Source organism: Rhodococcus sp. NPDC059968, from assembly GCF_042738615.1.
Lineage (GTDB): Bacteria > Actinomycetota > Actinomycetes > Mycobacteriales > Mycobacteriaceae > Rhodococcus_F.
Genome location: NZ_JBHWUE010000026.1, coordinates 83,563 through 109,116 on the forward strand (window position 1 = coordinate 83,563; position 25,554 = coordinate 109,116).

Annotated in this window: 20 protein-coding genes and 2 pseudogenes; 10 read left to right on the forward strand and 12 right to left on the reverse strand. The window is 68.3% G+C overall.

Annotated elements, in window-relative coordinates; genetic code table 11:
* The first annotated feature begins 14 nt into the window (after positions 1-14).
* Both ACFWAY_RS21765 and ACFWAY_RS21770 read left to right on the forward strand, forming a co-directional pair.
* Positions 15-431, forward strand: a complete 417-nt coding sequence (locus ACFWAY_RS21765; RefSeq protein WP_378512081.1) for an acyl-CoA thioesterase — start codon at positions 15-17, stop codon at positions 429-431.
* A 44-nt stretch (positions 432-475) separates the two neighbouring features.
* On the forward strand, positions 476-907 hold the full coding sequence (locus tag ACFWAY_RS21770) for a hypothetical protein (RefSeq protein ID WP_378455466.1): 432 nt from the start codon (positions 476-478) through the stop codon (positions 905-907).
* A 10-nt stretch (positions 908-917) separates the two neighbouring features.
* Here the strand turns inward: ACFWAY_RS21770 and ACFWAY_RS21775 are convergent, their stop codons facing one another.
* Together ACFWAY_RS21775 and ACFWAY_RS21780 are read right to left on the reverse strand one after the other, a co-directional pair.
* A complete protein-coding gene (locus tag ACFWAY_RS21775) occupies positions 918-1,655 on the reverse strand; it encodes a pyrimidine reductase family protein (RefSeq protein WP_378512082.1) in 738 nt (245 codons plus the stop codon).
* Positions 1,655-2,182 (reverse strand): flavin reductase family protein, encoded by a 528-nt coding sequence (locus ACFWAY_RS21780; protein ID WP_378512083.1) that lies wholly within the window; start codon positions 2,180-2,182, stop codon positions 1,655-1,657. Before ACFWAY_RS21780 ends, ACFWAY_RS21775 begins: the two co-directional genes overlap by 1 nt.
* Before the next feature lie 236 nt (positions 2,183-2,418).
* On the opposite strand from ACFWAY_RS21780, the gene ACFWAY_RS21785 reads away from it, so the two are divergent.
* Positions 2,419-3,915 carry a stealth family protein gene (locus tag ACFWAY_RS21785; RefSeq protein WP_378512084.1) on the forward strand — a complete coding sequence of 499 codons (1,497 nt, stop codon included), beginning with the start codon at positions 2,419-2,421 and terminating at the stop codon, positions 3,913-3,915.
* Here the strand turns inward: ACFWAY_RS21785 and ppk2 are convergent, their stop codons facing one another.
* Complete coding sequence (gene ppk2, locus ACFWAY_RS21790; RefSeq protein ID WP_378455470.1) at positions 3,916-4,860, reverse strand: polyphosphate kinase 2; 945 nt, start codon at positions 4,858-4,860, stop codon at positions 3,916-3,918.
* A 57-nt stretch (positions 4,861-4,917) separates the two neighbouring features.
* Between ppk2 and ACFWAY_RS21795 the strand changes: the two genes are divergently transcribed.
* A complete protein-coding gene (locus tag ACFWAY_RS21795; RefSeq protein WP_378455471.1) occupies positions 4,918-5,271 on the forward strand; it encodes a helix-turn-helix domain-containing protein in 354 nt (117 codons plus the stop codon).
* Here ACFWAY_RS21795 and ACFWAY_RS21800 read toward each other — a convergent pair whose 3' ends face one another.
* From ACFWAY_RS21800 to ACFWAY_RS21810, 3 genes are all read right to left on the reverse strand, one after another.
* The gene (locus ACFWAY_RS21800; protein ID WP_378455472.1) at positions 5,272-6,201 is read right to left on the reverse strand and encodes a phosphodiesterase; all 930 of its coding nucleotides are present in this window, start codon (positions 6,199-6,201) and stop codon (positions 5,272-5,274) included.
* Between the two features lie 137 nt (positions 6,202-6,338).
* On the reverse strand, positions 6,339-7,211 hold the full coding sequence (locus ACFWAY_RS21805; RefSeq protein WP_378455473.1) for a slipin family protein: 873 nt from the start codon (positions 7,209-7,211) through the stop codon (positions 6,339-6,341).
* Positions 7,208-7,675: an NfeD family protein gene (locus ACFWAY_RS21810; RefSeq protein ID WP_378512085.1), complete on the reverse strand. Its 468-nt coding sequence runs from the start codon at positions 7,673-7,675 to the stop codon at positions 7,208-7,210. Before ACFWAY_RS21810 ends, ACFWAY_RS21805 begins: the two co-directional genes overlap by 4 nt.
* A gap of 138 nt (positions 7,676-7,813) precedes the next feature.
* On the opposite strand from ACFWAY_RS21810, the gene ACFWAY_RS21815 reads away from it, so the two are divergent.
* From ACFWAY_RS21815 to ACFWAY_RS21835, 5 genes and pseudogenes are all read left to right on the forward strand, one after another.
* Positions 7,814-8,623, forward strand: coding sequence for a HugZ family protein (locus ACFWAY_RS21815; protein ID WP_378512086.1), 810 nt, complete (start codon positions 7,814-7,816; stop codon positions 8,621-8,623).
* A 462-nt stretch (positions 8,624-9,085) separates the two neighbouring features.
* Complete coding sequence (locus ACFWAY_RS21820) at positions 9,086-9,352, forward strand: hypothetical protein (protein ID WP_378512087.1); 267 nt, start codon at positions 9,086-9,088, stop codon at positions 9,350-9,352.
* Between the two features lie 221 nt (positions 9,353-9,573).
* Positions 9,574-11,178 (forward strand): GIY-YIG nuclease family protein, encoded by a 1,605-nt coding sequence (locus ACFWAY_RS21825; protein ID WP_378512088.1) that lies wholly within the window; start codon positions 9,574-9,576, stop codon positions 11,176-11,178.
* A gap of 29 nt (positions 11,179-11,207) precedes the next feature.
* On the forward strand, positions 11,208-11,861 hold the full coding sequence (locus ACFWAY_RS21830) for a hypothetical protein (RefSeq protein ID WP_378512089.1): 654 nt from the start codon (positions 11,208-11,210) through the stop codon (positions 11,859-11,861).
* Positions 11,862-12,110: 249 nt separating this feature from the next.
* Positions 12,111-12,347: pseudogene (locus ACFWAY_RS21835) on the forward strand (acyl-CoA dehydrogenase family protein); the annotation flags it as partial.
* On the opposite strand, the gene ACFWAY_RS21840 reads toward ACFWAY_RS21835, so the two are convergent.
* The 6 genes and pseudogenes from ACFWAY_RS21840 to ACFWAY_RS21865 form a co-directional block, all read right to left on the reverse strand.
* Positions 12,332-12,472: a hypothetical protein gene (locus ACFWAY_RS21840; protein WP_378512090.1), complete on the reverse strand. Its 141-nt coding sequence runs from the start codon at positions 12,470-12,472 to the stop codon at positions 12,332-12,334. The pseudogene ACFWAY_RS21835 and the gene ACFWAY_RS21840 overlap by 16 nt on opposite strands.
* On the reverse strand, positions 12,460-13,653 hold the full coding sequence (locus ACFWAY_RS21845; RefSeq protein WP_378512091.1) for a hypothetical protein: 1,194 nt from the start codon (positions 13,651-13,653) through the stop codon (positions 12,460-12,462). The genes ACFWAY_RS21840 and ACFWAY_RS21845 overlap by 13 nt, the downstream gene beginning before the upstream one ends.
* Positions 13,650-15,629 carry a hypothetical protein gene (locus ACFWAY_RS21850; protein WP_378512096.1) on the reverse strand — a complete coding sequence of 660 codons (1,980 nt, stop codon included), beginning with the start codon at positions 15,627-15,629 and terminating at the stop codon, positions 13,650-13,652. Before ACFWAY_RS21850 ends, ACFWAY_RS21845 begins: the two co-directional genes overlap by 4 nt.
* 38 nt (positions 15,630-15,667) lie before the next feature.
* On the reverse strand, positions 15,668-18,373 hold the full coding sequence (locus ACFWAY_RS21855; RefSeq protein ID WP_378512092.1) for a magnesium transporter: 2,706 nt from the start codon (positions 18,371-18,373) through the stop codon (positions 15,668-15,670).
* Position 18,374: 1 nt separating this feature from the next.
* Positions 18,375-21,951 (reverse strand): annotated as a pseudogene (locus tag ACFWAY_RS21860) (tubulin-like doman-containing protein).
* Positions 21,952-21,999: 48 nt separating this feature from the next.
* Complete coding sequence (locus ACFWAY_RS21865; protein ID WP_378512093.1) at positions 22,000-24,669, reverse strand: VWA domain-containing protein; 2,670 nt, start codon at positions 24,667-24,669, stop codon at positions 22,000-22,002.
* A 123-nt stretch (positions 24,670-24,792) separates the two neighbouring features.
* Here ACFWAY_RS21865 and ACFWAY_RS21870 point away from each other — a divergent pair.
* The coding region (locus ACFWAY_RS21870; protein WP_378512094.1) for an IS1380 family transposase at positions 24,793-25,554 on the forward strand (762 nt) is incomplete at its 3' end.

A 25,554-nucleotide genomic window follows, 5' to 3' on the forward strand; every position in this document is an offset into this window, starting at 1 on the left:
GTAATGTCCGATCCATGCCTCGTTACACGATGTCCCTGCGGAACAACGCCCGGCCGGACGCACCGGCGTCGGTGAGCCGCCATGTGCCGTTCTACTGCGCGCACGAGGCGGCGGGCGCGGCGTGGAGCCGGGCGCTCGTCGAGGCGTGCGGTGACCTGCTCGACCCGGTCACCCAGATCGCCGTCGTCAACGTCGTCAGCAACTTCGGGCGCGAACTGTTCACCGGCGACGCGGACGTCGTCGTCACCCTGGACCGGATCGGCACCACCTCGCTGACTTTCCTGATCACCATCCACCAGGACGGCGTGCAGGCCGCGGAGCTGACCGTCGTACTCGTGCACCTCGATTCGAGTCGGGTGAACTCGACGCAATGGTCGGCGGCGCAGATCGCGGCGCTCGAGACGTTGCGGAGCGCTCCGGCCGTCGCCTGACCTCGATCGATCGAAGTTTCAACGACGCCTGATCTGGGCATTTGATGCGTATGAGTATCGAAGACGGGCCCGGTGACACGCTGAGCCCCAGCGAGAGCCTGGACTCCGACGACGTGCGCAACAACGACGGCGATGACGTCGTCGATCCGCCCGACGGGTGGAGTGAGGCCGACAAGTTCGGCACCACGGCGCGCGAGGAGCGGGAGGGTGAGTCCCTCGACGAGAAGTTGTCCGAGGAAGAGCCCGATGTGATGCTCGAGGAGCAGAGCGAGGTGTCGTTGGCGGATCTCCCCGACGACCAGCTGACCGAGGACGTCGACCGGGTCATCGACGACGAGGAGATCGACATTCCGGTGTTCGGAACCAAGCACGCCGACGTGGTCGAAGGCGTCATCGTGCAGGATTCGCGCACCGACCGGGGGCAGATCGACGGGTCGGCGGAGGACGGCGACTCGTTCTTCACCGTCCTGGACTGACGGCAGTGCGTCAGTCGCGTTGTGTTCCCCGGCCGTAGCGCAGGTAGAGAAAGTCGTCGTTCGTCAGAGCATGTTCGAGTGAAAGTGTGCGCGGCGCTTGCACTGTCGGACCGGACGATGCGGGCAGTGTTTGCGGACCGGCCAGTCGTGGGGCGAGGGTCAGGCACATTTCGTCCACCAGATCGTGTGTGACGAGATCGTGGAGGAGGGTGGGGCCGCCCTCGCACAGGATTCGGCCGAGCCCGCGCTCCCGCAGAGCGGCGATGAGGGCGGGCATCTCGACGCTACCGTCACCGGCAACGACGATGTCCGCGGATTCCCTGAGCGCTGCCCCACGGGCTTCTGCGACTCGTCGTGTGGTGACGACGATCGGCCTGACACGACCGGCAAACAATGGTGAATCGGGCGGCAGATTGCCCGTTCGTGTGACGACGGCGATCGGTGGTGGTGTGTCGAGTCCCCACCGGTCGAGTCGATAACGAGCCTGTTCTTCCGTCAACCGCACCGGTCCGTACGTCTCGGCGCGGACGGTGCCGGCCCCGACCAGCACCACGTCGGCATACGCACGCATCGCGCGCAGGAGTTGGTGATCCACCGGGTCGGACAGGGGTCGGACGCGTCCACCGAAGGCGGCCGCACCGTCCAGGCTGGCAACCATGTTCACCCGCACCCCGTCCGGTGGGTCGCGGTAGAACTCTTCCGCCGACACCTCGTCGGCAGCGCTGCTCAGCTTGCGCATCTGCGGCATCACGCCTCGTGCCCGGGTTCGAGGTCGCGCACGTCCGAGAAGGTGACCACCTGACCGAGGTCGGCCGGGGCGGATCCGGTCTCCGGGGCGAGGAGGAACGCGACGTGGTCACCCAGTTCGAGTCGTTCGAGGATTCGGCCGCTGAACCACGCCGGTGAATCGTCCAGGATCGGCAGCCCGTGGGGGCCGGGATGCCAGTCGCATCGGGCGAACTTGTCGATCTCGTCCCCGGTCTGCTCGCCGAAGAGCGTCGCGAGAGCGACGTGGTCACGGGTGAGAAGGTGAACCGCCAAACGCTCCGCGTGCGAGGCGACCGAGAAGGTGTGATTCTTGTTGGACAGTCCGACCAGGAAGCGCGGCGGGTTGATGCTGACCTGCGACGCGAACCCGACGAGGCACCCCGACATCTCGTCGTCCGACCGCGTGGTCACCACGAACATCGGATAGTTCAGGAGCGCGACGACGTCCTCGAAAGCCTGACAGGTATCCCGTTTCGGTGCATCGATGTCCCCGGTGCTCTCGGCCATCTGTCCTTCCTAACAGATTCTGGCCGGGAACCGTCCGACGTGGGACTTCGCGTCGGACGCTTCCTCGCAGCGGTAGCCGCACCGGAGCGCCTAGACTGGGCACGATCGCACTCGCGACAACCACCGAAAGGCCCGACATTACGCAATCCTCCGCTCCGCATGACGTCTACTTCGTACCCCCGGAGCAGGAGACCGCGGACGCCGTCGCCCACGCCTCCGCCGCTGCGGCGTCGAGATTGCGCGACCGCGCCGACGTGGTCCGGTTCAAGGGCCGCTTCGCGCTGCCGATCACGCACACCACGCCGCACGAGGCGATGGTCGAGGACCTGCTGTTCGTCCGCGACGTCCTCGACGGCGCCGGGGTCGAGTATCTGCTGGTGCGGGGCAACGACGAACGCCCGGTCATCGCGGTCAACTGGGCGCAGCGCAAGGCGTTGCGCGGCGCCCTGGTCGCCGCGTGTGAGGATCGTCCGTTCTATTCCAAGACCGTCGACGCCAAGGGGCCGGCGGTCCTGGTCTCCGACGGCAGCCTGTCCGCGACGTCGAAGGCCCGCATCTTCCGGCTGTTCCGTCCGCGCGTGCACCTGGCCAGCGGCCTGAGTTACGGGGCGTCGACGGGGGTGCAGATCGAACTGTGGTCCATCAGCGACGACGAGATCGTGCTGCCGATGGAGAACTCACTGACCCGGCGCGTGGTGCGCTCGGAGGAGGCGGTCCGAGGCACCGTCGAGCGGTTCGGACGGGTGTGGCCCACCATCGAGAACATGTTCGCAGACCACGCGTCGGACATCAATTTCGACGTCGACCTGGTGTTCTCCTGGGTGGACGGATCGTCCGCGGAGTTCCAGGCGCAGCGCGCCAAGCGGATGCAGAACTACGTCGTCGGCGAGGGTGACGACTCCGCCGCCCGGTTCCGGCAGATCGACGAACTCAAGTACGCCCTCCGCTCGGTCCACATGTATGCGCCGTGGATCCGACGCATCTTCGTCGCCACCGACTCCGATCGTCCCGCGTGGCTCGCCGACGACCCGCGGGTCACGTTCATGCCGAGCGAGGAGTTCTTCGCCGACCCGTCGGTGCTGCCCACCCACAACTCGCAGGCCGTCGAGAGCCAGCTGCACCACATCCCCGGCCTCGCCGAGCATTTCCTGTATTCCAACGACGACATGTTCTTCGGCCGCTCGGTGGGTCCGCAGATGTTCTTCTCCCCCGGCGGGATCACCATGTTCATCGAGGCGACCACCCGAATCGGTTTGGGCCACAACGACGACGAGCGCAGCGGCTTCGAGAACGCGGCCCGCGTGAACCGCCGGCTGCTGCAGGACCGCTTCGGGCTGATGACCACCCGGCACCTCGAACACGCCGCCACCCCGCTCCGCAAGAGCGTGATGGAGGAGATGGAGAAGGAGTTCCCCGACGAGTTCGCCGCCACGGCCGCAAGCACTTTCCGCGCCAGCTCCAACATCTCGGTGACGAACTCGCTGTATCACTACTACGCGTTGATGAGTGGTCGCGCAGTGGTGCAGACGGCGGCGCGGGTGAAGTACGTCGACACCACCATGAAGTCGGGGCTCCGCGACATGGACTCGCTGCTCGCGAAGCGGTCGATGGACTTCTTCTGCCTCAACGACGGCAGCGCACCCGAGATCGACCTGGAGTTGCGGACCAAAAAGGTGACGCAGTTCCTGGAGAACTACTTCCCGATCCCGGCACCGTGGGAGACCGGGCTCTGATCAGATGGCGGGGAACGAATCGGCGGGGCGCTCGCCCTCGTCGTAGACCGTTGCGGGAGAACCGATGAGGAGAGAGTCAGGCTTGCCGACGACGCGATCGTCCTTGCCGGTGTAGTCGAACCGGTCGAGGATCCAACGGATCGCCTCGAGGCGGGCCCGCTTCTTGTCGTTCGATTTCACGACCGTCCACGGCGCGTGCGGGGTGTCGGTGTAGAACAGCATGGCCTCTTTGGCCTCGGTGTAGGCATCCCACTTGTCGAGGCTCGCGAGGTCGGTGGGTGAGAGCTTCCACTGCTTGACGGGGTCGGTGCTGCGGGAGACGAACCGGGCGTGCTGCTCCTCCCGGCCCACCGAGAACCAGAACTTCACGATGTGGATGCCCGACTGCACGAGCATCCGCTCGAACTCCGGCGCAGACCGGGTGAACTCCAGGTACTCGTTGGGGGTGCAGTAGCCCATGACGCGTTCGACGCCGGCCCGGTTGTACCAGGAGCGGTCCATCATCACGATCTCCCCGCCCGCCGGCAGGTGCTGCACGTACCGCTGGAAGTACCACTGGGTGCGTTCGCGTTCGGTGGGCTTCTCCAGCGCCACCACCCGCGCGCCACGAGGGTTGAGGTGTTCGGTGAACCGCTTGATGGCGCCACCCTTGCCGGCCGCGTCCCGGCCCTCGAAGATGATGACCATCTTCTCGCCGTGCTCCTTGACCCACGCCTGGAACTTGAGCAGTTCGATCTGCAGTTTCCGCTTCCGGTTCTCGTACTGCCGGCGCGTCATCTTCGTGTCGTACGGGTATCCGTGCCGCCAGGGCTCGTCCTCGTCGTCGACCGCGTGTTTACGGCCGGACTTGCGCAGCAGCTCACCGATCTCGTCGATCTCCGGCGTCACGTCGATCTGGTCGGCACGCGCGAGTTCGAAGGCGTCAGGGTCGTGCAACTCGTCCATCTGAAAATGCTACCGCTCCGAGGCGTCGCCCGTCCGGGCTCATGAGATCGTGGACCCATGAGCATCGACCACATCGTTTCCGCGCTCGGCCCGAAGGTCGCCGCCGAACTCGGGACCGCCCTCGCTGCGTCTCCGGTCGTCACGCTCGACGGAATGGTGCTGCCCGACCCGGCGCGCGACGCCGTGATCGAACTGCTCACGCTCCTCGCGAATGGTCAGAGTGTGGCACTGGGCGCGGTGGCGGACCTGCTCACCACGTCGCAGGCCGCGGAGATCCTCGGCGTCTCCGACACCTATGTGCGCCGGCTCGCCGACACGAACGCACTGCCCCTCGAGATGCGCGGCACCCACCGCCGGTTCCGGCTCTCCGACGTCATGGCGTACCGGGAGAAGTTCCCGCGCAGGGGCTGATCACACCCGGACGGGCTTCACGGCCCGCTCCCCGGTGTCCGGGATCCGCACGCCCTCGGCCGCGAGCCGCTGCTCGGTTTCCTCGGCGGTGACGTATTCGCCGACGGTGTCGTAGCTGCCCATCGGGACCACCGAATGCACGATCGTCTCCGGGTACACGTGCACGAGGTTGTAGCCCTGGGCGCCGTCGCGTCCACGCAGCGCTCCGGCCGGGACGTTGAGGTCCTGGGTGTAGCAGGTGGCCGACGCCACGGAGACGGGGATGCCCGCGAACGTCGCCGTCGTCGAGTAGTGCAGATGTCCCGCGAGGATCGACCGGACGTCGCTGCCGCGGAGCACGTCGGCGAGGCGCGGCTGATCACGCAGTTCCACCAGCACCGCCAGGTCGAGCACGCACGGCACCGGCGGATGATGCAGCGCCAGGATCGTCCCGTGGGGTGCCGGAACCGCGAGCTGCTGTGCCAGCCAGATCAATTGGCTCTCGGAGATCTCCCCGTGGTGATGTCCGGGGACTGTCGTGTCGAGGGTGACGATGCGCAGCCCGTCGACGTCGTAGACGTGATCGATCGGCTCGTACGACGGTTCCTGCCCGAGCAGTTCCGTCCTGAAGTGGCCGCGGTCGTCGTGGTTGCCCATCGCCCAGATCACCTGCGCACCGAGCGACGCGGCGACCGGTTCGACGATTGCCCGCAGCTTCTCGTAGGCCCCCGGCTGACCGCGGTCGGTGAGGTCGCCGGTGAACACCAGCGCGTCCGGGCGGGCGTGCGACGACTCGATCTCGGTGAAGATCTGCCGCAGGGTGGCCTCGCTGTCGACGGCCCCGTACAGCAGGTCGTCGTCGACGAGATGGGTGTCGCTGAGGTGCAGCACGAAATGCGACGGTCGCGGATACTCGGCCGTCCGTATGTCGGCTGCCTCTGTGCCGCTCATCGGTCTCTCGCTTCCGCTCGCCCCGACGGGGGCAGGTGCCCGGGTGGACGCCACTGTGTGTCCACCCTAGCCAAGCGCACTCCGGTCACCTCCCGGGGCACGCGCGGTGGCCGGAGGGTGAACGGTGGGGCACGACGTCAGTTTCGTGCGTGGTGCGGTGCGCGCGCCTCCGGGCCGGCGGGCGGGATCATCGCGGCGAGGTTGGCCTGGGCCTCGAACCGGGCGCGCTCGTCGCCGTCGTCCGTCGCTGCCGAGTCCTTGGCCGCGGTGAGGAACGGGCGGACCAGGTCGAGCGGCATCGGGAAGACGACGGTGGAGTTGTTCTCGCCGCCCATGGCGCTCAGGGTCTGCAGGTAACGCAGCTGCAGGGTGGTCGGGTTGCGGCTGATGACGTCAGCGGCCTCGGCGAGTTTCGCGGAGGCCTGGAACTCGGCTTCGGCGTTGATGATCTTGGCGCGACGCTCCCGCTCGGCCTCGGCCTGCCGGGCGATGGCCCGTTGCATGTTGGCGGGGATCTCGACGTCCTTGATCTCGACGGTGGTGACCTTCACGCCCCACGGTTCGGTCTGCTGATCGATGACCTTCTGCAGGTCCTCGTTGAGGCGTTCCCGCTCGCCGAGGAGTGAGTCGAGGTCGGCCTTGCCGAGGATCGAGCGCAGGGTCGTCTGGGCGATCTGCAGGGTGGCGGCCAGGAAGTCTTCGACCTCGACGATCGCGCGGTCGGCGTCGACCACCCGGAAGTAGGCGACGGCGGTGACCTTGGCAGGCACGTTGTCGTGGGTGATCACTTCCTGGACGGGGATCTTGAGGGTCACGGTCCGCAAGCTGACCCGTTCCATGCGGTCGATCGCCGGGATCAGCAGCACGAGCCCCGGGCCCTTCAGGTCGACCAGCCGGCCCAGCCGGAACACGACGGCCCGCTCGTACTCGCGCAGCACCCGAATCGAGCTGCTCGCCAGGACGGCGAGGAGGGTGATGACGACGCACAGGATGACGATGATGGTGGTCATAATTCGATCTCCCATGGTTCGCGGCGGCGCACGGTGAGGGTGAGTCCGCGGATCTGCTCGACGATGACGCAATCGCCCGCGGTCGGCGTCTCGTCGTCCCCGAACAAGGTTTGCGCCTTCCACAGGCTTCCGGCGGCCTCGACCTGACCTTGCCGTCCCTTCCAATTGCGGACGGTGGCGTCGGATCCGATGAGGGATTGCATTCCGGTGCGCACGGGCGCGTGCCCGGCGGCGAGCGCCTTCCGGCCGCCCACCACCGCGAGACCCACACCCACCACCGCGACACCCGCGGCCGCCGGGATAGCGATCATCTGCGCGGTGTCGCTGGACGTGAACAGCAGCCATACCCCGGCCCCGACGAACAGTGCCCCGAGCCCGCCGAGCACACCCGCGGTCGGTGCGTGTGCCTCCACGACGATCAACAGCACACCCAGCACCAGCGCCAGCACGCCCAACGCGGTCATCTCGCATCACCCACGATCACGCTTCGCGAGGACCCGGCCGCACTCGCATAGCCACTCGGCGATCGAGCCCTCAGTTCAACGGTAAGCGCAGGTCGACGGCAATGCCACCGGCAATTTCCGGCGGGGTACCGTTCACGAATGACGAACGTAGATCACGGAGATCCCGGTGATGCCCCGACCGTGCCGCCGCCGTTGGAGGAGGTCGCCAATCCGGCCCGCCCGTCCGCTGCCGAGGAGGCCCGGACAGTCGCGGCCACGACGAACGTAGGCACCCTCGCGAGCCTGACCAGGGACGGCGACCCGTGGGCGTCGTTCGTCACCTACGGCCTGCTCGACGGCTCGCCCGTGCTGTGCGTGTCGCAGATGGCCGAGCACGGCCGCAACCTCGCGCACGACCCCCGCGCCAGCATCGCGATCGTCGCACCGAACCCGCCCTCCGATCCGCTGGCCAGCACCCGCATCACGCTCGCCGGGTACGTCTATCGCCCGGAAGGCGAGGAGCTCGCCGCCGCGCGCGAGGCACACCTCGCGGCCGTCCCGGCAGCGCACGTCTACATCGACTTCAGCGACTTCTCGCTATGGGTGCTGCGCGTCCAGCGTGTGCGGTGGGTCGGCGGCTACGGGCGAATGGACTCGGCGAGCGAAGAGTCCTACGCCGCCGCGACAGCTGATCCGGTCACCCCACATGCCGGCCGGGCGATCGAGCACCTCAACGCCGACCACGCGGACGCATTGCGCGCGATGGCCCAGGCGCTCGGTGGTTTCCCTGATGCGAAGTCGGTCACCTGTGAAGGAGCCGACCGCTACGGACTGGACCTGCGCGTCACCACCCCCCGCGGCGTGGCCGTGACCCGCGTCGGATACGCAGAGCCACTCGACTCCGTCGACCAGTTGCGCGCGGCGACAGTGGCTTTGACAGATCAGGCCCGGGCGCTCACCGGTCGGTGAGCTCGTGACCGCGGCGACCGGGCTGCACGGTCCGGTCGCCGCGGAACAGCTCGCGGGTGGTGATCAGGTTCCCTCCTGGGGTTAATACCGCCGATGGCGCGTGCCCGGCAAGCTTCTTGTTGTCAGCAAAACCCCCTCTCAACAAGGAGATTCACATGTCGAACACCATCAAGCGCACGGTAGCCGCTCTCGCCATCTCGGGGTCGCCCTCGCCGCCGGGTCGGGCGTCGCCTCCGCCGGCCCCGGAGGTCCCGGTGGGTGGTTCAACTCAAATGTCGGCGGCGCTCAGATCGGCAACGGAAACAGCCAGGGCTCCCAGAATGCGGGCAACGGCGGCAACAGCAGCTTTTGCTTCAACGGCGTCTTCTGCTGATCGCATGTGAGGGGCCGGCCTGTGGTTGCCCACCAATGCCGGCCCTTCGCTGCGACTTCCCCGCTGAACCCATCCCCGAAAGGCCCCTGATGTCCACTCACACCACGTTCATGAATCGCACCGCCACCACGTTCCTCGCCGCAGCGTTCGTCCTCGCCGCGGGTGCCGGCATCGCGTCCGCGGAGTCGAATGGCGGTAGCGCCATCGCTCCCGACCCCAGCTTCTCCGCGAACATCGGCGGCGCGGCCGTCGGCCCCCTCTCGGTCCCCGGTGTGCAGGCCGGTCCGAGCGGCGTCGACGTCGGCGGATTGCGGGTTCCCACTCCGTCCCCCTTCGGGCCGAACTCGCCCGGGTGAGCGGGGTGAGCTTCACGCTCGCTCCATTACCCGACTGGGTGACCACGTAGCGGACCACGTGGTCACCCGCCTGTGCGCAGCTCGCGGACCGACCACAAGATCAAACTACGGAGGCAGCCCTCGCGGTGAGTTGCACCGTCCAGCATCGCCCCGACTGACGCGGAGAAATTGCATCGATCAGCCGACAGATCCGTCTCCGCCATGGCTCTAATGTTTTCGGCATGAGCAACACGGATGCGGCAGCGGCCTGGGCAGACAAGCGTGGGTTCCTTCCCGAGGTTCCCTTCGGCGACGTCCGGTCGACGGCATTACCGGCGAACGGTCCCCGTCAGAGCGGCTACTACCTCCTCCGCTTCGACAACGACACGTACTACGTCGGCGAATCCGTCGACCTGCGATCACGCATGGGAGGTCATGCGGCCAAGTGGGGCTCGGAGATCACCTCGGTACGCCTCCTACCGGAGACGGCATCCAAGCAGGAGCTCAAGAAGCACGAGCGATTCCTCACACACGAACTCGAGAGCAAGAAGGTCCGGCTCCGCAACATTCTCAACGCCAGCATCACAGCGGGACGCGATGCGCTCGACGAGTTGCTGTCCGACGAGGAACAGGCCCGCTGGATTCTGAACCCTGGTGAGTACAACGGTGGGGATCAGACTCCGTTGAAGGCAATCCCCGAGCAGGAGATTCGTTACTCGACAGCTGCTCGGCGCTACACGGACGCACCACATTCGACGGCGGTCACCGAGGTGTTGCGAATGTACCTGGAGTCGTGCGTGCCTGTACCTCGCGCAACCGAATTTCAGTACTGGGGTGTCAGCGCTGGGACGTTCTCGGGCACACACTCACCACGCCGGTTTTGCGTGAATGTCGGAAAAATGGAAACCTTCGTCGTACACGAAGACAAGCGGGTTCCCGGCGAACTCTTCGGGTTCGTCAATGTTCGTGAAAGCGTGCTGTTCCCGAACACGCGAGCCAAGTGGGGGCTCCGGCGGCGTCACCCCAAGTTGCGTATCAGGACGGTCCAGTACGACGATGCGGGTAGCGACATGGTGCGATTGCAGGTCCGCGGACTCACAGAGCTGGAACGACTCCTCGCGGATCCACAGGTCACTGCCGCCGCGGCGAGGTTGGTGTTGGACGTCATGCGCAAGCACTTCTGCGTCTACACCAGATATCACTGCCCGCAGGTCGTGCAATTCGCCTATCCCGAGTACCCCCGCCCCGCCACTCCCGCAGCGTCCGACACGGCGTCAGTTGACAACTCACCCGAACCGACCACCAACGACGATGCCGAAATCACCGGAAAGATCATGCCGCACACGGAATCCGACGACGTTGCCCAGCTCGAGGAAGACGAGTGCTACTGGATCGTCGGAAGCGGCAGCAAGCGATCAGGCCGCAACCAGGTGGAGGACTTCATGGCGTCCGGCGAGTGGCGAATGGATCCCGATCCCCGTTACGAACCCAAGGTACTCGACATGCGGGTTGGCGAACGAATCGTCGTGCGGACACGGAAGAACGTGACGGACGACGTGCCGTTCGACCGCCGAGACAATTCAGTGTCGGTGATGGACTTCCATCTTCGCGGTGTCATCACCGGCAACCCCGGCGATGGTTGCTCGGTCAAAGTGAATTGGGAGGACACCGCTCCTGGGCCGCGGCGGTACTACCTGTACACCAGCCAGGACACGGTGTGGCCGGTCGCCCGCAACGTGCGACCCGAGTGGGACGACCTCATCGCCTTCGCGTTCGACGATCAAGACCAGGACATCGACTACTTCCGCAACCTGCCGTTCTGGGCGCCGCGCTTCGGGGACAGGTGACACGCTCGCGGCCCTTGTGGGAACAGGTGATGCGGTACAAAATCGCATACTCCCCGGGCGAATGCCGCGAGACCGACGGATGGATGCAGGTCGGGGCGACACACATCGAACGGCACGGGGAACGGCGGCTTGTAGGCGAGCTGCACCCAGGCGTCCTCGTCGTCGAGGGGGGCCGCGTCCAGACGATGCTGTCATTCGGCGACGAGGTCGAACCGCTACCGGATGACATGCATGAGGCATTCACCATTCCCGGGACACAGGCTCAGATTGCTGCCGACCGATTCGGCGACCTGGTCGATTTCGCTGCGCTCAGCCGCTACTTCGACGGGCCGCACAGGATCCGAAACGAACTGCCTCGTGGCGCCTGGGCCCGGCCGACCTGGACCGCGTGCGTTGTCGCGGGACGGCCCGTGCTCGCGGTGAGGGCCACACACTTCACGACCGAACCCGGGTCGCGGACTCTGGTCTGCGAGCTGTACCCGGGAATTCTGGTCCTCGAAAAGTACGGGGTCTGTTCCGTGCTGACCTACGGAAATTCGGTCGAGTTGCTTCCGCCACGCAGTGACGAGCGATTGGCAATGGCCGGTGGCCAGGCTGTTTCCGCCGCCATCGAGTTCGGCAGGCATATGTCGAGTCAACCAGGGGCGTGGCCGCCACCGCGGTGGGCCCGCGGGCGGACCTAAGAAGCAGGTGACCCGTCGCCCACACGGCGATTCTCACGCCGTGTGACCGCGGCAACCCAGGACAGTCGACCGGCGAGCTTCACGCTCGCCGCATTACCCGACCGGGTGACCACGTAGTGGACCACGTGGTCACCCGCCTGTGTGCAACGCGCGAACAGACCATTGTGATTCAGGTCATACCGCGATCTCGTCCCCGCCCAACCGTGCGGTGGACGACGACCCGAGTTGCATACCAGGAAGGTCATTTCCATGACGCAAACCGTTGATCGAGCAGTGTCCGCCCTCGCCGATCGGGAGCCTGTCGACTACCTCGCCCGGGCGAAGGCTGTCGCTCGCATCGTCGAGCAGGAAGCGGATGCGATCGAGCGTGACGCGACGATCACCAGGCCGGTGTACGAGGCCCTCGCCGAGGCGGAGCTGTTCTGGACCCTCGTCCCGACGGAGTTCGGTGGCGGCGGGCTGGGCATCGTTCAGGCACTCGAAGTGATCGAGGAGATCTCGCGGGCCGACGCGTCGACGGGTTGGGCGCTGATGGCCAATTCCTTCAGCACCGGCATCGCCGCCGGATTCATGAACGACGAGGGCGCCCGCGAGATGTTCAGCGGTGCCACTCCGCGACCACTCGGCAGGCCTCGTCCATGTTCCCGGGCAGGTGTTCGTCCACGACGTGACCGACGACCGCCAGTTCGTCGGGGAACGATGCCAGCGCGTCCGGTGACTGCGCGAGCACGACAGCCGTGGCCTCGGGCAGGGCGTCGTGCAGTGCGGGATTCGCGACCACGGCCATGGCGAGCGGCCAGGCGCCGGCGAGGTCGCGGTCCCCCACGGCGGCGGCCAGGGTGTCCTGGTGGTCGAGTGCGCGTCGGGCGCTGTCGGGATCGACGAGCACGGTCTGCGCGAGCACCGACCACGCCGTGACCGGCACCAGCTGCCCCGTCGCCGTTCGGTGCGGTTCCCCGCCCCATTCACCGAGGTCGGGGGTGTCGGTCTCACTGAGGACGACGCAGCCGTCCACAGCGTCCACGGCGTCCACGGCGTCGCGCGCCGGCACGCATGCCAGGTGCACGCCCCGGGACAAGGTGTCGACGACGGTCGAGCTGCGGTCGAAGGTCGACCAGCCGAATGTCTGCGCCGCACCGGGCGACATTAAATGCGAGACCGCACCGATCCACCGGGCCGCGTTCTCCGCGTCGGCGCACCCCAGCACGACGCCGGGACCGCCGTGCATCGCCTGGTCGACCGCGTCGAGGAGAACTCCGAGCACACCGACGCGCCACGTTCCGGGATCGAGCAGGAACTCGAGAACGGCGGCGCGATCGAGGATTCCGCCGGGTGCGGGCGCGCTGTCGGGGAGTTCGGCGGCTGCGACCGCGTCCGCGCCATACGGTGCGAGCCAGTCGGGCGAACCCCACCGTTCGATGGGGCGGACGGCGTCGTCCGCCGCCCGGTCGACGACGACGTGCGCGAAGACGTTGCCGGGACGTCCCGACGCATCGGCACCGGCGGGCGCCGTGTGCCAGTAGCAGCCGCCGGTCTCGGTCGGTGCGTAGACCAGGCGCCGCGGTCGGGCCGCGATGTCGGCCGGTGTCGGGAACTGCGGAAGTGCCTGCACGGAGTCGAACCGGGTCGCGACACCGGCGCGCATGAATTCCTGCTCGGCAGCGCTGACGCCGTCGCTGACGTCCTTGACTTGCCAGCCGCCGCCCGCCCGGCCTCGCTCGGGAGCGTCGAACGACGTGTAGGTGAGTTGACCGAACCGCGGCGGTTCGGGTGTCTGCTGCGGTGCGCTCATTCCACCGGTCCGGGCGGAAGGTCGAGCAGGCGAAGCTGATCGACCGGCGGGTCGATCAGCGCGAGAGTCCGGTTGGTCTCCGGCCGCACATCGGCGAAGACGCGCAGGAATCCCACCTTGCCGGTGACGTCCGCGGTCCAGGGCTGCCCGAATTCCTTGCGCAGACCGCGCGGGTGGAAGCTCCGGGCACCGGCCGTGGTCTGGCCCTCGCCGCGGACCTCGAGGGGCTCGCCGTCGCGGGCGCTGAGCGGGAGCCGCCCGGCGTTGAACACCACGACGAACGGCGGTGCGGTCGGCAGCTCGAGTTCGGACGCGAGCCGGATGACGGCGGTGGCGGCGTTACCGGTCGGTGAGCGCTTGGTCTCCAGCCGGTACTCGATGCGCAGCAGTCCCGGGTACTCCACGGTGGCCGGGATCCCGACGATTCGTTCACCCGCCGTGTAGGCGACGGAGACGACGTGGACGGAACATCCCCGCGGCGGCAGCGGTTCGGGCAGATGCAGTCCGCCGTCGCGGTCATACGTCGAGCGGGAGATCTCGGCCATCGGACGCTGCTCGATGGCGTGCTCGGCGGAAATCTCCGGCGCACTGAGGTATACGGATACCGACGCCGCACCCTCCGGCCACGGGAACGTGAGCACCTGCTCGGAGCAGCGTTCGACGATCCGGACATCACGCAGCGGCGGCAGCGGACGCGTCGCGATGAACGTGCGGCCCACCTGAACCTGCCCGTCGAGCGCCGTCACCGGGGTGAAGTACACGCGCACCCAGCCCCGCGGCCACGACACATCCGTCATCCGGTGCGTGCCGTCCTCGCCCGCGACGGCCGGGTGCACCAGCCGCGCGGAACCGGGAAGTCCACCCGACAACTCCAACGCGTCCGCGGCGAGTACCGCGCCGTCGAGACCAGCCCGCGGCGCCGACTCCGTGCGATACAGCACCACGGAGCCGATACCGGGCGGGGTCCACTGCAGATCGAAGCGCAGGTTGTCGCTGTCCCCGTGGGTGGTGACGTGCAGATCCTCGACCTCCTCGAGCACCGCCGACACCGCGATCTCGGCCTGCGCGACCGCCGACAGGCGGGTGTGCCCATCCACCTCCACCTCGCAGATCGCGCGGTAGAGGTAGCGCTGCCCGCGGCGGGCGTCGCGATCGACGAACCCGCCGAGATTCGCCTGGTCCGCGAGGATGCGGTGCCGCTGGTCGTTGTCGACGCGGACGCTGCCGTCCAGCGGGATGCGCAGCACGCGCACGGTGCTGACGGTGGGCCAGGCACTCCACTGGCCGATGACGGCGCCCTCGTCCTCCATCACGACGACATCGGTGACCGGGCTGAGGATCTGGCCCTCGGCGATCAGGACGGGCTGCCGGCGGACGGCGCCCCGCTCGTCGCGTCCGACGTGGCACCAGACCTGCAGGTGCCGCACCGCGGCGGCCGGGGGCTCGGTGTCGACGAGCAGCGTGCCCCGGGTGACGCCGACGAGCCGGCCCGCCTCCGGCTTGTAGGCGCGATGGTTCTCGCCGGACACGACCCGGTACAGCACCGTCTGCCCCGCCTGCACCGGCAGGGGCTCCCACTCGAGCAGGTGCCCACCGGTGGGCTCGGTGCTGATCGTCATCGCGCCGACGGGGTGATCCGAGTCGGCGTGCAGGAATTCGCAGAAGTCCTCAGTGCACAACGACACTACGTCCTCGCTGCCCGGCGCGGGTGCGGCCACCGGCGGCGGTGATGCCACGGGTTCGGTCGCGCGGCCGGCGGTCGCCGCTGTCGGTGCCGACGTCAGCACGGCGACGACGTCGTCGACGAACACCTTCGCCTGCCGGGGCAGCATCGGCTCGATCTCCTCGGCGGTGCGCCGGTTCGATCGGAGGATCTGCTGCAGATGCGTGTCCTTGACCACGCCGGGGCGCAACCGGCCGTCGGCGATCTGCTGCTGTCGCCACTGCTGCAACGCCGCCAGGGCGCCATCGGACACTGCGGGGGAGGCAACCTCGGTCACGGTTCCACTCACTTTCAGAAGTTGAGGCCGTCGACGACCGGGACAACGAACGGAGTTCGCGCGACGCTGTCGTGGCTGGTGGAAGTCTGCCGGGCCGGACGCAACTCGAACTCGGGAATCTTCTGCATCTCCACCACATCGACGCGATGCCCGTGGGCAGAACGCAGATCCTCGTCGGACAGTCCGTCGGTGTACTGGGTCGTGACGGCGACGAGCCCGCAGCCGACGCGCACGCGGGTCACCGTCTCACCCGACACGGCGGACAGGCCCTTCGTCGACGCCGTGTCACTGAAGATCGACCGGTCGAAGAACGCGACCCCATCCGACCTCGTGCCGATCCCGGCGACGAACTCGTCGACCCCGACCCTGCGCGGCGCTCCCCCGTCGAAGTACTCGACGGTCTCGAGGAGGCCGTGGACGAGTTCTTCTCGGGTGCCGGTCAATTCGGCGAGTGCCCGCTGCCACAGCACGGCGGCACCGGTCGCGCGGATCTTGCCCTGATCGAAGCGCAGCGACCATTCGTCGAGCGCCGAACCGGAACCGGCGCCGGGCTTTGCCGCCAGCAGTCCCGGGTCCCGGTCGATGTCGTGGCCGGCGGTGCCGAGCGCGGCGCCTGCCGAGCCCAGCACCGTGTCCCAGGGATCGGTCAGCCAGCCGACCGTGAACAGGTCGCGGCGCAGGGCCTCGGCCACCCGTTCCACCTGCTCGGGGCTGGGTGTCCCGGATGCGATCGCGGTGTGCCGGGGCAACCCCCAGCCCACGGTCCGGGACGTCGTTCGAGTCTGCTCACTGGCACCGAGCGGCTCGGCAAGGAACGCGCCGAGGGCGCGGCTCCACGACAGGAACTGCCGGTAGGCCCCGGTGAGGTGCTCGATCTCCCGCAGTGCGACACGCAGATTGGCCCGATCCGCGGCGTCGGCCCGCGCGGCCGCGTCCCGCTCGACCAACAGCCGTTCGAGGAATTGCTGGGTGCGCTGGCACACGATGGCCACCACCGCGGCCCACGCCAGCACGCACACGGCGATCGCCGGGCCACCCCACCACCAGGAGATGATCTCCCGCCACGCGAACACTCCGGCGGCAACCGCGAGCAGCAGGAAGAGCACGGTCGCGATACGCACGCGACGGAACATGTGCGCCTGCTGCTCGGCACACGCCTCGGCGAGGTCCTGACGCTGCTCCGACGTGTCGAGGCGCTCGAGCAGCACCCGGGACTCGTTGACGGTGGCGTCGAGGCGGCTCGTCAGGATCGACCCGAACGACACCGCGAAACTGCGCTGCTTCCGGCTCCACCACGCAGCCAGGGCCGAACTCGTCCGGCGGGCGTCCAGCCCGATCGTCGGGTCCTGCTCCAGTTCCCGCAGACGATCACGGGTCTCGGTGACCCCGAGAATGTCTGCCGGCTCGACCGCGTGCAGGCTCAGCGTCGCCGACACCATGCCCGGGATGTCCGTGAACCGATCACCCGGGCCGGGAATGACATCCGCCGCGGTCCGCAGGATGGCCCGATGCGCGCCCACCTGCACCGGCGGGAGGCCCGCGGAACGCTCACTGGCGTCCGACAGCGTGAGGGCCGCGCGGGCGTAGTCGCGCCACAGCGCCGACAGGTCCGGAGTCACCGGCTGCGGGGTGGCACCGGCAGCATCGAGCATCGCGCCGATCTGCTTGGACGCCGCCTCGTAGTCGGTCCACGCGACCTTGTGTCCGTCCGCGTCGACACCGCCCACGACAACCCGATAGGCACCCCGCGTCGAGGATCCGAACAGGGTGGTCTGCGTTGCCGACGCCACCGACGCCGACGCCCGGTTGGCCACCCGCGCGACCCACTGGGCCGGCGCATTCCGCAGCACCGCGAACAGGAAGGAGAAGAACATCCGCAGGGCCTGCACGAACCGGATGGTGCGCGGCTCGACCGGGCCCGGTGCTTCCGCGCGTTCACCGCTGAGCAGCGCACTGTGCTTGCGCCACAACGCCCGAGCCATCGTCGACGTGGCCAACGCGACGTCGTCGGCATACAGCACGTTGGTGCCGGCGTCGTGCGGCAGCGGCATCAGCCCGCCGAAATCGAGCAGCTCCGAGCGGAGGTCGTGCTCGGCCCGGGCCGTGTCCAGGCGCCGGTAATAGGACCGGACCACGCGCAGCGCATTGCCGGGGAGCACGGGTTCGTCGTCGAACGGGGCGTGCTGCGCGTCGTTCCACAGTCCGGTCACACCCGCGATCACCGGGGCGGCGTGCCGCCCGACGGCGAGGGGATCCGCTGTCGGCGCGAGAGATTCGTGCCCCATGCCCGGTCCACGCGAGTCCTCCGGGGCGATCAGCAGGTTGTGCCAGCCGGCGAGCGTCGTCGCGCCCCCGTCCTCGGCCCCGGGTCGGCGCAACAGCAGTCGCAACCGGCTGGACCGCGCTCCCCCGGAGTTGGACGTGAGCAGCTCGGAGACGAACCGCACCGACTCCGGATCGACCTGGGTGGCGCCGGCAACCAGAACGCAGATACGCACCCGGTCGATGCGCCGCGAGGCCAGCACGTCCTGCAGGACCACCGCCGTGTCGGTACCCGCGTCGGCTTCCCGCGCCCGCAGGCGGGTGCTGTCGGCGACCACCGCGGAGTCGTCGATCCACAGGAACGGCGACACCAGTCCGGCCGCGGACAGATCACGGAGCACATCCCGCACACCCTGCGCCGGACCGTCCGCGGCGAGGAACACCGTCAACACGCTCATGTCAGAACTGACCGGCGTCGGGGAGGACGAGGGCATGCGCCATCGCGGTCGGCGCCGCGGCGTGCACCGGAGCGTGGTTCGGCTGCTCCGGTCGCTCCGCGCGCGCCTTGCACTCCTCGATCAGGGCGATCAATTCGCCCGTCGCCCAATACACGTCCGGTGCGATGTCGCGGAAGATCGGTGTCTGCGAGGCGTGTTCCCGCAACCCGACGACCGACAGGGCGCCACCTCCGGGTGCCCCGTCCTGACCGGGCTCCATGTAGTGCTCGCCGACGAGGTCACGGATCTTGGACAGCCATGCGACGGCGTTGCCGGCGCGCTCGGCCACGGAAACGTCCGGTCCGGTGTTCTCCACCTGCGACTGCCATCCCGTGACCGGCACACCCGTGCGCAGCCAGGCGGTCAGCCGTGCCTTCGCGGACACCTCGTGGATGCCGCTGACCGGGTCTTCCGCGGACGAGTCGTAGACCGCCCGCAACGCCCGATAGGGCAGCATCGAGTGCATGACCGGCGGCTCGTGCGACTGCGCCATCGCCAGCAACACCGATTCGAGCACCGCAGGCAGCCAGTCGTTGCTGACCGTGAACCGCGACGGCGGGGTGAGCAGCGGGTTCGGGAAGTCCACCCAGTCACCGATGCCGGCGTCCCACACCCGGACCGGTTCGTCGTACGGGGCCGCGGGCAACCGCACCTGTCCGATCGCCAACCCGAGGAACCACCCGGCGGTCATCGCGCGCCGTTCGTCGCGGTGCATCGGCAGCGAGGCGGCCAGCGGACGCGACCGGCGCCACCGCCAGAACGATTCCTGCTGCGCCGGGGTCGAATCCGCCCACTGCTTCGCGGCGGGCCCGAGCACGGAGTCGTACGCCAGCGGGGAGTAATTGGGGTACGAGCCGAAGATGTCGATGCGGGTGAGCCGGTCCTCGTCGGACAGCAGTCGCGCGAACTCCCCCTTCGTCTCGTGATCGATCATCGGGTCCTTCTGCAGCACCTGCGACAGCGTGTCCGCCACCGGCAGGTTGAGGAACGGCACCGACGTGAACTTGTAGCGGTACTCCACCTGCTGTCCCGGGTGCAGCGCCTCGAGCGCCTGCTGATTGACGCTGGCCAGCGGCCGGGCCAGCGAGAGCGCCTCGGTGAACTTGCACTGCAGACGTTCCCGCCGCTCCTCGATCGCATACGCGGGCACGGTGTGATCCTCGATGTACTCGCGGAGCGACACCCGGCAGAACCGGTCGAACGATTCGCCGGTGCGTCCGACGAACTTCCGCGCCCGATCGAGCAACTCGACGGGACGGACGTGCACGTCATAGCGCGCCGAGGACGGCACCAGCGCCTCACGCGTGTTCGGGTCGATCGGGAACGCCCGCGACCGCCAGGCCGCCGTGCGCTCGACGAGGGAGTGGTCCTCCCCCGGCGCCCGGGTGCCGTCGACCGTCGTCCACAGCCCCGTCACGACGCTCGCGACCGCTTGCTCGACCGCCGCCGCGAACGGCGGCGTCCCGGTCTCGGAGGCCGTGACGGCAAGCGGCAGATCTCCCCGGTACTGATCCATGAAGTCCGCCGACGGGGTGAGCATCACCTCGTTGTTGGCTTCCGCGAACCGCTTCGGCACCCGATCGGCCTTGTCGGCGGGCCACGCGCCGTACTGATCCGTCGCCAGCCGGGCGAGCCCGACATCGCTCGCGGGCTTGTTGCGGGCGCGGCGCAGCGCGGTCTGCTCCTCGTTCAACGCGTCGAGAAGCGGCCGCAGGACCTCCGGCACCAGCGCCGCGATCACCTCGGCGACCTTGCCGGACAGCGACGCATACAGCTGGCGGTAGACGTTGTCGCGGCAGTCGGCGACGATCCGATCGAGGATCTCCGCGTCACTCTCGATGCTGCCCTTGAGGTTGGTGAGCACCTGCGTGGCTTCGGCGGTCTGTGCCGTGATGTCCTCGGGCGCCCGGCGAGACAGGTCCTCGGCACCGGTCCGCACCGAGTCCTTGCAGTACGTGAGCAGACGGCTGACCAGCGCGGTGGCATACGGGAGACCCAGCTGGGCGATCGACCTGCCGACCGTCCCCTCGATCCGGTCCACCAGACCCTTGTGCCACACGTACGCGTGCGCGACCGCATGCTGCTCGGCCGAACTCGTCAGCGCCTGACGTCGGCGTCCCAGCGCCTGCCGGATCTCCGGAACCCACTGTCCCGCCACCAGGCCGGAGCCCGACGGGAGGTGCCCGCGCAGTTCGAGTTCCACCGTCTGACCGGCCATCCGATTGGCATCCGTGGACGGCAGCACCACGGACGTGAGCCAGGCGCCCACCCCCATCTGCGCGCCCCGCGCGTCCGCGTGCGCGATCGGGAGTCCCATCGCCGCGAGCAGGCTGTTCCACTGACCGTCGAGAATCGAGTTGACCTGATCCTCGTCGGACACCGGACTGCCCGGTGAGCGGTGGCCGTCGAGCAGGCGGTCGACGGCGCTGCGAGCCAGCCGCTGCGCGGAGTACTCGGCGTACCGGTCGCGGCCCATGCTCAAGCTGGAGAACCCATAGGTTCCCCACGGCAGGTTGTCCCACTGACCGCCCCACCCGATGTTCTCCCGCTGGCCCGGCAGTCCCGCACCGTTGGTCAGGTCGTACTGCACGAACTGACGAGTCGCCGCGCCGCTCATCATCATCCCGGCGAGGCCGCGGGCCAGGCCACGGTAGATCGCCTTCTGCGAGCCGTCACCGAACGGTGCGCCCTCCACACCGACCTTGCGGCCCACCGGGAACACCCGCGCGAACGGAACCTTCTCGCCCGCCCCGTACTGCTGCCCGAGTGCGCGCAGGATCTCCACGTCGTGCTCGCGCGCCGAACCGAGCTGGCTGGCGACGATCTCGCCGAGCATCGCCAGCGCGTTGGCCCGGACACCAGTGGTCGCGCTCTTGCCGAGACCGTCGAAGATGTCCGGGGCCACCATGAACACGCCCATCAGACGCGGGTCGAGTCCCGGGATCAGCGTGAGCAGACGGCACACGTCGAGGGCCATCGACGCGCCGGCGCCGCCTGCCATCGACGACACCACGAGCACGATCGGCGACTCGCCCTGCTCGAAGGAACCGCCGCCGGGCACGTTCAGCGAAGACATCTGGCTGGCCGTCTCGACCGTCGACAGCTGATCCCACGCCCGCTGCAGTATGTCGCGGATGCCGCCGGCCTTGCTCAGCGTGATCATGCGGCCGAGTGAGCGGTACTGGCCTGCACCGGATCCGATGGGCACCGTCACCGACGACGGGTCACGAGGTGCCCACGTGGCGATCTCGTCGAGGCTCTGCTTCGCGGTGAGCTGGTTGGTCAGCGCATTGTCCAGCACCGCGTACGAATCACCCTGAGGGCCGCTACCCGAAGTAGAAGCCGCCCTGATCGCGGACGTTGTCGAGGCCGTCCGGTCCCGCCTCGGGTGCCGTCGGCACGTCGATGCTGACGAACTGCCACCCGCCGGGGATCCGGTCGATGCCCGCCGCAGCGAGATCCGAGCGAAGCTGATCCATCATGTACGCGAGGGTGACAGCGCCGGAACCACCGCAACCGACTACGAGAAACCGCCTCATTACGGTCCTTTCACAGAAGAGAGAGCTTGAAGTCGAGGACGATCCATGTCAGGACCCGGGTGGCCGGAACGGATCGAAGGGATCGCCGGCGGACGAGCGGGACGGGACCGACGAGCCGCTCGGCGCCGTCCCGCCGAACGTCGGGGTCGCGTCCCAGGTGGGTGCCGCACCGAACGTCGGGGCGGACGGAGCACCGAAGGGGTCGGACGCCGACGGCACACGCGGGGGCGTCGCGGCCCGGGTCGTGCCGGGGTGATCGGCCCTCAGGTCGGCCACCCGGCCCGGCACCTTGCGCACCAGATCGGCGACCAGTCGGCGGTTGCTCTCGTCCGTGGCGTCACCGCCGACGAGCAGCAGCACGGTCGCCAGGTTCGCCGGTCCGTCCGGATCGTGCAGCACGACCCAGTTGTTGTGGATGGCCAGGGGAAGTCGCGCACCGCCCGTGAGCCGGTCGACGCCCGGTTCGGCTCCCGAAGCCGCGACGAGGCCGGGCTGTTGCGCGACCACGTATCCCGGCCCGAACGGCGACAGACCGATCCGCGTCCGCAACTCCACACCCTCGACATCCAGGCCGCGAGCGGGTTTGTTGAGCCCCCGCACGAGCTGACTCAGGTCGCTCTCCCGGATCCCGAACTCGACACCGTCCCGCAGAACCTGCCCGCCCTCGATGGTGACTCCGACGCGCATCGCCTTGAGCGTCTTCGCCGGAATCCGGGCGGTCCACCACTTGATGCCGTAGAGCACGAGCGGCGGCACTGCGATGCTGACCAGGAGCACCAGCACGAACACGAGCCAGAACCGCCCGCTGTTGAGCGGCTTCTGCAGTTCGGCGGTGAACGCGACGGTGATCGGCAGGGCGCGGTCGGGCTCACCGGGAGGGGACATCATCAGCGGAATCGACCCGTTGAGGGAGCCGTTGCCGGCTGCCGGAACAGACAGGTCGACGGGAAGATTCGCCTGCTGGCCCTCACCGACCTCGAGGCAGTCCGCGGCGGACGGCGCGGTGCCGGCGGAGACACCGACGTCACCGACTCCGTCGGGCACGGCGTCGAGCGCGACCGGTGCGGCCTGGTCGAACCACACGCAACCGGGCCCGGTGATCGGGATAGTCGCGGCGAACTGGCCGGCGCCCTCGACGGTGCCGAAATCGACCTTCGGCGGCACGGCGGGGTAACCGATCGGCGGAGACACCGTGAGCGGGACATCGACGAACTGCGGTGTCAACGCCGTGCCCGGGGCGATGACGTCACCGGACGCGGATCGGGCGTCGGCCGTCGTCACATCCAGTGTGAGCCGCAGCGTCGCCCCACCCGGCGGAACCTCGGTGAAATCGAGTTCGACAGGATCGCCGATACGCTCCTTGGCAATCCGATCGACCAACGGGTGATCGACGTTCCCCGCATCGGTCAGCGACACCGACAGGGCGGCGCTACCCAGCAGGTCCGCGGGGTCGATCTCGTTCCGATCGGAGTCGACGATTCCCAGGCGGATGGCGGACGTCTTCTCGCCGCTGTGCACGGCCGTCGTATCCATGCCGAGCCAGGCCGGGAACAGATTGCCCGAGATATGGATGTTCGTCTTGGAGCGGGCCAGCGGGCTGGAGCCGTCGGGATCGACGAACACGAGCGCCCACATGCCCTGCCACTGGGCGGAATCGGTGGACTTGCTCATCGTGAAACTGACCGAACGGGGCGACATCCACCGATACGCCACCTGGGCGCCGTCCAGTGCCGCGGTCGTGGGCGCGCCGCCGCGGTCGAGTGCGAGTTGCGCCCCGCTCGGAGCGACCAGGGTCGGGATCAGCCCTTCCGCGTCGGCCGAGCCGAGCACCGTGACCGAACTGATCGAGTCGTCGAGCACGAAACGGTGCTGCGCCTCCTCACACACACTCACGACACAGACACCGGTCTCGCCCTCGATCGGCGCCTGACCGGGTGTGCTGAACGCGTCGAACGCGAACAACAGGTCGTCGATATTTTGCGCAAGGTAGAAGTCACCGGGCGACGATGACGTGGCCTTTCCGCACGCCCCGTCGCCGCCCGTGGCGATCGACCGCATCAGGTCGAATTCGCTGGGCTGTGCGGTGCCCGCGGCGAGGCCCACCGCGAACGTGACGATTCCCGACGAGCGCAGCTGATCGGCGATGCCGGCGGGGCGACAAATCGACTCCCGGGCGGCCTCCACCACCTGCTGGACGCCCTGATCGCTGCCCAGGGAAACTCCCTGCGCGTAGGGCTTCTCGGCGTCGCGGACGGTGAAGTCGAGTTTTCCGTCGGAGAACCACGCCACCGCCTGGCAGCGGTTGGACGCCAATTGGCCGTCGCGTTCCGCGAGCGTGCGGCGGGCACCGTCGAGCGCGTTCCAGTAGTCGGTGTCGATGCCGTCGGTACGCGTGCGGAACCTCTCGACCTCACCCTGCAGGGCGGGCAGCGAACCGTTGTCGAGTCGGGTCCACGGTGCGTGGACGGTGAAGTCGTCGGAGAATCCGGCGATCGCCACGTTGAGTTCCACACCCGCGGACCCACCGAACGTGTTGAGTTGCTCGAGCAGGTAGTTGGCGGCGGACACGCGCGCCGCGTCGGGGTCGGACCCCTGGAGGCTGCCGGACTGATCGACCATGAGCAGCAGGTCGCCCTGTTGCTGGGCTGCCAGGCAGCCACCGAAATCACCGACCGCAGCGGTCGTCGGGGCCGCGGATGCCGATGGGATCGCCAGCATAAGCCTGGATGCGCCGATCCAATAGCAGTCGAGCGCGGGTCGTAGACGCGAAATGCCCTGCCGTAGTGAAAGAATGAGATTTCTTGAGGATCGCATTCGGCCACAACGAAGGGCATCTCGCAGGTGCAACTATCTCACACCCGACCCGTTGCTGCGGCAAGGTTCGACGACCCGAATCTCGTGGCGACCGCCGGCCTGGTCCCGGTGATGGCATTGGCGCAGGCCAGCGGCCTGCTCACCCTCGCCGATCAGCACCTGAGCGTGCCGACCGACAAAGGATCCCATGCCGGCCGCAAGATCGGGTCCCTGATCGGTGGGATGGTCGCCGGCGCCGACAGCATCGCCGACCTGGCCATTGTGCGGCACGGGGCGATGGGGACCGTCTTCGACCGCCCGTACGCACCGTCGACACTGGGATCGTTCCTTCGCCAGTTCACCTTCGGGCACGTCCGCCAACTCGACGCCGTCGCCTCGCGGTTCCTGGGCGCTCTCGCCGCGAAGACCCCGCTGGTCACCGGCATCGACACCGGGCGGGTACTGGTCGATATCGACGATACGATCATCGAGGTCCACGGCCACGGCAAACAAGGCTCCGGCTACGGCTACTCCGGGATCCGCGGGCTGAACGCCCTGCTCACCACCGTCACCACCGAGACCTGTGCGCCGGTGATCCTCACCCAACGCCTGCGCCGCGGAGCCTGCGGCTCCGCACGCGGGGCCGCCCGGATGGTCTCCGACGCCCTGACCACCGTAGACCGGCTGCGCACCCAGGCTGCAGGAACCAGCGGCAACGGCGCGCCGAAGGTTCTGGTCCGCGGCGACTCCGCCTTCTACGGCCATCCCACCATCAGTGCCGCGATTCGTGCCGGCGCCGATGTGTCGGTC